This window comes from uncultured Phenylobacterium sp., assembly GCF_902826855.1.
Taxonomy (GTDB): Bacteria; Pseudomonadota; Alphaproteobacteria; order Caulobacterales; family Caulobacteraceae; genus Phenylobacterium.
In genome coordinates this window covers 37,959-45,339 of the sequence record NZ_CADEGK010000002.1, presented here as the reverse complement: position 1 = coordinate 45,339, position 7,381 = coordinate 37,959, and the positions used below count along the sequence as shown (strand labels likewise).

At 67.4% G+C, this 7,381-nt stretch carries 8 protein-coding genes; 2 read left to right on the top strand and 6 right to left on the bottom strand.

Features of this window, described 5'->3' with window-relative positions:
• Together QZV94_RS00660 and QZV94_RS00655 are read left to right on the top strand one after the other, a co-directional pair.
• The coding region (locus tag QZV94_RS00660; protein ID WP_293675863.1) for an ATP-binding cassette domain-containing protein at positions 1-1,338 on the top strand (1,338 nt) is incomplete at its 5' end.
• A 1-nt stretch (position 1,339) separates the two neighbouring features.
• On the top strand, positions 1,340-1,846 hold the full coding sequence (locus tag QZV94_RS00655; RefSeq protein ID WP_293675862.1) for a cyclic nucleotide-binding domain-containing protein: 507 nt from the start codon (positions 1,340-1,342) through the stop codon (positions 1,844-1,846).
• A gap of 88 nt (positions 1,847-1,934) precedes the next feature.
• Here the strand turns inward: QZV94_RS00655 and QZV94_RS00650 are convergent, their stop codons facing one another.
• The 6 genes from QZV94_RS00650 to urtA all read right to left on the bottom strand — a co-directional run bounded on the left by QZV94_RS00650 (position 1,935) and on the right by urtA (position 7,027).
• The gene (locus QZV94_RS00650) at positions 1,935-2,108 is read right to left on the bottom strand and encodes a hypothetical protein (protein ID WP_293675861.1); all 174 of its coding nucleotides are present in this window, start codon (positions 2,106-2,108) and stop codon (positions 1,935-1,937) included.
• Between the two features lie 242 nt (positions 2,109-2,350).
• Positions 2,351-3,067 (bottom strand): urea ABC transporter ATP-binding subunit UrtE, encoded by a 717-nt coding sequence (urtE, locus tag QZV94_RS00645; RefSeq protein WP_293675860.1) that lies wholly within the window; start codon positions 3,065-3,067, stop codon positions 2,351-2,353.
• The gene (gene urtD, locus QZV94_RS00640) at positions 3,064-3,810 is read right to left on the bottom strand and encodes an urea ABC transporter ATP-binding protein UrtD (RefSeq protein ID WP_293675859.1); all 747 of its coding nucleotides are present in this window, start codon (positions 3,808-3,810) and stop codon (positions 3,064-3,066) included. Before urtD ends, urtE begins: the two co-directional genes overlap by 4 nt.
• Positions 3,807-4,880 (bottom strand): urea ABC transporter permease subunit UrtC, encoded by a 1,074-nt coding sequence (urtC, locus tag QZV94_RS00635; RefSeq protein ID WP_293675858.1) that lies wholly within the window; start codon positions 4,878-4,880, stop codon positions 3,807-3,809. Before urtC ends, urtD begins: the two co-directional genes overlap by 4 nt.
• Before the next feature lie 3 nt (positions 4,881-4,883).
• A complete protein-coding gene (urtB, locus tag QZV94_RS00630; RefSeq protein WP_293675857.1) occupies positions 4,884-5,774 on the bottom strand; it encodes an urea ABC transporter permease subunit UrtB in 891 nt (296 codons plus the stop codon).
• Positions 5,775-5,806: 32 nt separating this feature from the next.
• The gene (gene urtA, locus QZV94_RS00625; protein WP_293675856.1) at positions 5,807-7,027 is read right to left on the bottom strand and encodes an urea ABC transporter substrate-binding protein; all 1,221 of its coding nucleotides are present in this window, start codon (positions 7,025-7,027) and stop codon (positions 5,807-5,809) included.
• Positions 7,028-7,381 lie beyond the last annotated feature (354 nt).

The following is a 7,381-nucleotide window of genomic DNA, read 5'->3' as shown; positions in this document are numbered from 1 at the left end:
GGCATCCGGACGCTGATGACCAACACCATCCTGAACGCCAGCCTCACCCTGGTGTTCGCGGCGGTCTACCTCGTTCTGCTCTTCGTCTACGACGTGCGCATGGCCCTGGCGGGACTGGCCCTGACCCTAGTCTACGCCGCCGCCGTGGCCGCCAGCCGGATCGCCCAGGCCGGCCCGCTGCGCGAAGCGGCGGAGCGCGACGGACGGCTCGCCAGCCTGACGTTCGAGATCCTCGAGGGTATTCCGAAGCTGCGATCCTCGGCCGCCGAGGCGCGCATCTTTGCGCGCTGGCGGGCCGGCTATGCCGGCGAACGGGCCGCGACGCTGCGCGGCGAACGCGTCGGCGCCCATTTCGCAGCCTTCGCCGACAGCTGGAGCATCGTGACCCTGATGGGCGTCTTCGCCGTGGCCATCTTGCTGGCCGCGCGAGACCTGCAGCCCGGGGTGTTCATCGCCTTCCTGGTGGCGTTCGCGGTCTTCCAGAGCGCGTTTGCCGCGTTCTGCGAGTCGATGCTGGCGATGTACGCCGTGCGCCCGCAGGCCGAACGCGCCCAACCGATCTTCAGCGCGGCGCCGGAGGCGGGGGTCGGCCGCGCCGACCCTGGGCGGCTGACCGGCGACATCCAGGCGAGCGGCCTGAGCTTCACCTACTCGGACGCCGGCGCCCCGCTACTCGACGGCCTCAGCTTCGCGATCCGACCCGGTGAACACCTGGCCATCGTCGGTGGTTCGGGTTCTGGCAAGTCGACCATTCTGCGGCTGTTGCTGGGGTTTGAGCGTCCCCGCACCGGCTCGCTGACCTATGACGGCCAGGAGCTCTCGAGCCTGGATCCGTCGCGGGTCCGCTCCCAGATCGGCGTGGTCCTGCAGTCGAGCAAGCTGTTCGCCGGCTCGATCAACGACAATATCCGCGGCGCCAGCGGAGCAAGCCTTGAGCAGTGCCGGGTCGCGGCGGAACGGGCCGGGCTGGCGCCGGACATCAAGCAGATGCCCCTTGGCCTGCACACCCCCATCACCGAGGGGAGCGACACCCTGTCGGGGGGACAGCGGCAGCGAATCCTGATCGCTCGGGCGATCGCCGCTGAGCCCCGGATCCTGTTCTTCGACGAGGCGACCAGCGCACTCGACAACGCCACCCAGTCGGTCGTCGCCCAGACGCTCGACAGCCTGCACGCGACCCGCGTGACCATCGCCCATCGCCTGTCGACGGTCCGCAAGGCCGATCGGATCTGCGTGCTGGAGGGCGGCAGGTTCGTGGAGACAGGCAGCTACGAAGAACTCATGGCCCGCAACGGAGCGTTCGCTGCGCTCTCGCGCCGGCAGTTGCTGGAGGACTGACGTGCGCAAGGCGCTTTACATCCTGGGGGAGCTGGACGACCGCGATATCGGTTGGCTGGCGCGCAACGGCGCCACGCGGACGCTCGCGAAGGGCGAACAGTTGATCACCGCCGGCCGAGAGGTCCGCGACCTCTACTTCGTGACCGAAGGCGAACTCGTCGTGTCGACGCCGGGTGGCAGCCGGCTGTCGACCATGGCGATCGGCGACGTCGTGGGTGAGATGTCGTTCGTTGAAAAGCGGCTGCCGAGCGCCTCCGTCACCGCGATCGCGGCGTCCCAGGTCCTCGCGGTGCCGCGCGAGGCCTTGCTGGCGGTCTTTGAGCAGGACCCGGGCTTCGCGGCGCGCTTCTATCGCGCTCTCGCGATCTTCCTGTCAGATCGACTGCGCTCGGCGACCACGGAGGGGGCCGCTGGCGATGAGCTGGACGAAGGTCTGCTGGATACGCTGCAGCAGGCCGGCGATCGCTTCGTCCGGCTCATGAACCTCCTTGGAGGCCGCGAGCACTGACCTCAGCGTCGTCCCTTGGGAGGCAGCGCGCTCGGCTTGGCTCATCGCAAGGACGTTGCGCCCTCATGGCGACGCGAAGAATGTACCGCTAGCCCCTCGTCGGCGGCTTGGGCGGCGTTGGGGCGGCGTAGCCGACATTGTGGCCGGCGACATCGAGCATGAACCGGCCACCGGTGGAGGTGTCGCCAGCCCCGACCGTCGTGTCGAGCGCGTCATCGTCCAGCACTGCCGCCACAGGCGCCTTCTCAACTTCCCCGGTCATCCTCGATCTCCTCTGAGCGATCAACGTTCTCCGTGAACTAAACGTCGACGCGACCGCCGGACAGCCCATTTTTCGCAGAGCCGCTCGGCGAAAGCCGCGCGCCGACAGGAGGCGATCTCGCGACGGGCCCGTAGTGCGCACCTTCGACCATCGACGCTCACCGCCAATCAACCCGCCAACATCGTTTCGCCGCTCGCGAGTGGCCCTCGGCGGTGCTCCAAGCCCATCACCCCACTTCGCCGCTACACCTGGATCAGGTGGGCGATGTCCGCCGTGGAGGTTTCGGCCACGCGGCCCTGCTGCACGATCCGCCCCCGCTGCATGACGAAGTAGTGGTCGGCGAAGGCCCAGGCGAAATCCAGGTTCTGCTCGACGATCAACACGCCCACGCCCAGCTCACTGCGGATGGTGGAAAGCGCGCGTTCGATCTGCTGGACAATGTTGGGTTGGATGCCCTCCGTCGGCTCGTCGAGGATCAGGAGGTCCGGCCGCCCGGCGAGCGCGCGGCCGATCGCCAGCTGCTGTTGCTCTCCGCCGGACAGCACGCCGGCCTTGCGCTGCGAGATGTCGCGCAGCTTTGGGAACAAGTCGAAGATGTAAGGTGGGATCTTCTTCGGGTGCTTGCCCTTGCGGGGCGAAAGGGCTGAGAGCCCGACGTTCAGATTCTCCTCGACTGTGAGGTGGGGGAACACGTGACGTCCCTGGGGGACGAAGCCGACGCCGGTCCTGGCTCGTTCGTGCGCCTGGCGCCGGCTGACGTCGATCTCGTTGAGGAAGACTTGGCCCTTCAGCAGCCGCAGTTGTCCCACGATGGTTTTCAAGAGGGTCGTCTTGCCCACGCCGTTGCGCCCCAGAATCGCGCCCGCTTCGCCCTTCCTCATGTCGAGCGCCACGTCCCAGAGGACCTGGCTCTTGCCGTAGGCCACGTCCACGGCTCGCAAGTTCAACAACTGGCTCATGCGCGTGGCCTTCCCAGGTAGATGGAGGCGACGTCCGCGTCGCTGCGGACCTCGGCCAACGATCCTTCCTTGAACAGCGAACCCTGGTGCAGCACCGCGACATGGCCGCCCATCTGCTCGACGAAGTCGATGTCGTGGTCGATCACCAGCACCGCGTGCCTGCCGACCAGCCCCAGGATGATCTGGGCTGTCCTGGTGGACTCGGCCGCTCCCATTCCGGCGGTGGGTTCGTCCAGCAGGATCAGTTCGGCGTCGGTGGCGACCACCATGCCGATCTCCAGCCACTGCTTCTCCCCGTGCGACAGTTCGCCGGCCAGTACGTCGCGGCGGTCGGCAAGCCCGATCATCTCGAGCACCTGCTCGGCCCGCTCGCGGCCGGCCGCCGGCCCGGCGAGGGTGAAGCTCTTCCACCAGCGCCGGTCCTTGGTGGCGGCGATGGCCAGGTTGTCGATCACGCTGAGGCCCACCAGCACGCCCGGCGTCTGGAACTTGCGGCAGACGCCCAGCCCCACGATGCGGTCCTCGCGCAGCTTGGAGATGTCCTCGCCGCGCAGCAGCACCCGCCCCGCCGTGGGACGCACGCGGCCGATGATGGTGTCGCACATGGTCGACTTGCCGGCGCCGTTGGGGCCGATGACGATGGTCAGGCTGCCGGGCTCCAGCGACAGCGACAGGTCGTTCAGGGCCTTGAAGCCGTCGAAGTCGACCGTAACGCCCTCGAGCTGCAGCAGGGGGGCGCTCACGTGGCGACCTCCTTGGGTGCGGCGGGAACGACGGGCGCGTCGGCCTCGGTGTTGCGCGTCCGGGTCGGGAACAGGCCGGCCAGGCCCTTGGGCATCACCGTCACGACGAGGATGAACACGATCCCCAGAACGTAGAGCCAGAACTCCGGGAAGACGCTCGAGATCTTATCCTTGGCGAAGTTGACGGCCAGGGCGCCGGCGATGGCGCCGGCGAGGCTGGTGCGTCCGCCCATCGCGGCCCAGACCACCATCTCGATCGACGGCGTCACGGCCACCAGGGCCGGCGAGATCACGCCGGCGTGGAGCGCGAAGAGAGCGCCCGACAGCCCCGCCAGAACGCCGGCGAGCGTGAAGGCGACGATCTTGTAGGGCGTGGGGTCATAACCGAGGAAACGCACGCGGTTGGTGTTGTCGCGTGTCGCCCGCAGCAGGCGTCCGAAGCGGGAGCTCAGCAGCCACGAGCCGCCGAGGAACGCCGCGGCGACGAACGCCACGGTCACCCAGTAGACGCCGCGGATCACAGCCGCATCGTTCAAGTCGAACCCGAGCAGGGTCTTATAGTTGGTCAGGCCGTTGAAGCCGCCTGTCATCCCCTGTTGGCTGATCAGCAGCGTGGAGAAGGCGAGGGTCACCGCCTGGGTGATCAGGGCGAAATAGACGCCACCGATGCGCCGGCGGAACACCAGCCAGCCCAGCGCCGCCGCCGCCAGCCCCGGCACGATGACGATGCCCAGCATCGTAACCAGAGGGCTCTTGAAGATCGCCCACCACCAGGGCAGCGCGGCGACGTTCGACCAGACCATGAAGTCCGGCGTGGCTTCGCCCACATCCAGAGCCACCAGTTTCAGGTGCATCGCCAGCACGTAGCCGCCGAGCCCGAAGAACATCCCCTGCCCCAGGCTGAGGATGCCGCCATGGCCCCAGATCAGCACCAGGCCCATGGCCGTCAGCGACAGCGCCAGGAACCGGCCGGTCAGGCTGAGGTCGTAGGACGACAGGAAGAAGGGGGCCGCCAGCGCCAGGGCGAGGGCCGCCAGGCCGCCGACGAGCTTGATGGGGGACAGCGTCATGGGTCAGTCGTCCAGGGCGCGGGACCGGACGGCGATCACGCCCTGCGGCCGGAACTGAAGGAAGATGATCACGAAGACGAGGGTCACCACCTGGGCGAAGCTGGCGTCGACGAACACCTGGGCCATGGCCGAGACGATGCCGATCATCAGGGCGGCGATGGCCGATCCCACGATGCTGCCCAGGCCGCCCAGGATCACCACCAGAAAGGCCGTCACGATGTAGCTCTGGCCCGCGGTAGGCGTCACGGGGCCCAGCAGCGCCAGCACCACGCCAGCGACGCCCGCCACCCCTGAACCCAGAGCGAAGACGAACATGTCCACCTGCCGCACGCTGACACCCATGGCCGAGGCCGTAGCCCGATCCTGGTTGGCGGCGCGTACCAGCAGGCCGATGCGGCTCGTCTTGAGCAGCACCGCCAGCCCGCCCAGCGCCAGCGCCGCGACCAGCAGGATGAACAGGCGCGCCAGCGGCAGCGACAAGGGTCCGACGTTGATCGCCCCGTCCAGCCATGCGGGCGCAGTGACCGAGACCCCGGTGGCGCCGAAGAGGTCGCGGGCGGCCTGTTGGACGATGAGGCTGACGCCCCAGGTGGCCAGCAGCGTGTCCAGCGGGCGGTCCGCGAGCCGGCTCACCAGGGTGGTTTCGAGGAGTGCGCCCAGCAGGCCGCCCCCGATCAGCGCCGCCACTATGGCGGCGGGTATGCCCAGGGGTCCGGGGACAAGCTTGATGGTGAGGAAGGCGATGTAGCCGCCCAGCATCACGATCTCGCCGTGGGCCATGTTGATGACCCGCATCAGGCCGAAGCTGAGCGCCAGGCCCAGCGCAGCCAGGATGTAGATGGACCCGACGCTCAAGCCGTTGAAGACTTGTCCCAGGAGGAAGGTCGGGTCCATCGGAGGTCCAGCTCTCTACGCGGTGCTTGCGATCAGCTGATCGTGCAGGTCTTGCCGGGGAAGGTGACCGGGTCGTAGGGCTCGGGTTCGATCGGAGCTGGCGAGGTCCAGATCACCTTGAACTTGCCGGCCGCGTCGAGCTGTCCGATGTAACCGGTCTGGACCAAGCTGTTGTTGGCCATGAACTTCACCGCACCCAGCGGCGTCGGGATCGACTCCAGGGTCACCGCGGCGGCGCGGACGGCGGCAGGGTCGAAGGACTTGGCCTTCTCGACGGCGGCCTTCCAGATGTAGACGTCGACATAGCCGTGGACCATCGGGTCGCTGGTGACCTTGTCGGCCCCGAACTTGGCGCGGTAGGCCTCGATGAACTTGGCGTTCTCGGGGCTATCCAGGGTCTCGAAGTAGTTCCAGGACGCATAGGATCCCTTCACCAGCGCAGGTCCCATGGACAGCGCTTCCTCTTCGGCGATGGAGAGCGACATGATCGGAACCTTGTCCGGAGTCAGGCCGGCGGCCGCCATCTGCTTGAAGAAGGCCACGTTGGAGTCGCCGTTCAGGGTGTTGAGGACGAACTCGGGCTTTGCCGCCTTGATCTTGGCGATCACACCGGAGAACTCGGTGCCGCCCAGCGCCTGATATTCCTCGCCCACGACCTTCATGCCGCCGCCTTCGATGTGCTTGCGGGCGATCAGGTTGGCCGTGCGGGGGAAGACGTAGTCGGAGCCGACGAGGAAGTAGGTCTTGAAGCCCTTCTCCTTCGCCCAGGCCAAGGCCGGCAGCATCTGCTGGTTCGGCTGGGCGCCCGAGTACATGATGTTCGGCGAGCACTCGTTGCCCTCGAACTGCACGGGGTACCACAGGAGGTTCTTGGCCTTCTCGAAGACCGGCAGCATCGCCTTGCGGCTGGCCGAGGTCCAACCGCCGAACACCGTGACCACCTTGTCGCCGTCGGTCAGCTTGGCCGCCTTCTGAGCGAAGATGGAGGGGTCGGAGGCGCCATCCTCGACGATGGCCTCGATCTTCTTGCCCATCACCCCGCCCGCGGCATTGATCTCGTCGATCGCCATCTGGGTGGAGTTCTTCACCGTCACCTCGCTGATGGCCATCGTGCCGCTCAGCGAGTGGAGGACGCCGACCTTGACGGTTTCACCGGCAGCCGCCGCCGCCGGGCCCTCTTCCTTCTTCTGACAGGCCACCAAGGCCGCGCCCATCAGCAGAACCGCGACCAAGCGCCCTGCCTTCACCCCCATGACCATTTCTCAGACCCCTCTGCAAAAGTATCGCCGGACGACCGGCGTCATGCCGGGCGATCCGATGTGACCAGGACTATGTGCAGGGGGCGCCGAAGGTCGGCATGCGCCATTTGACGTAGGCGTTGGACGGGGTCTCGACCCGCGCACCGACGGGATCGGACAATACGTCAAACGCCCCATGTCTCGAGCGGATCACGTCGGGACATTGCTGCGCACGTTCCCCCGGCCGCCGCCCGAAAGACCCAAATCCTGCCGAAGTGCCACGAGCAGCCCGTTGAGCGCCCGATTTCACGGCAGGCGGAGCGCCGCATCGCTTCAGACCCCTCGGACGCATTCCGTTTCCAGGACGGC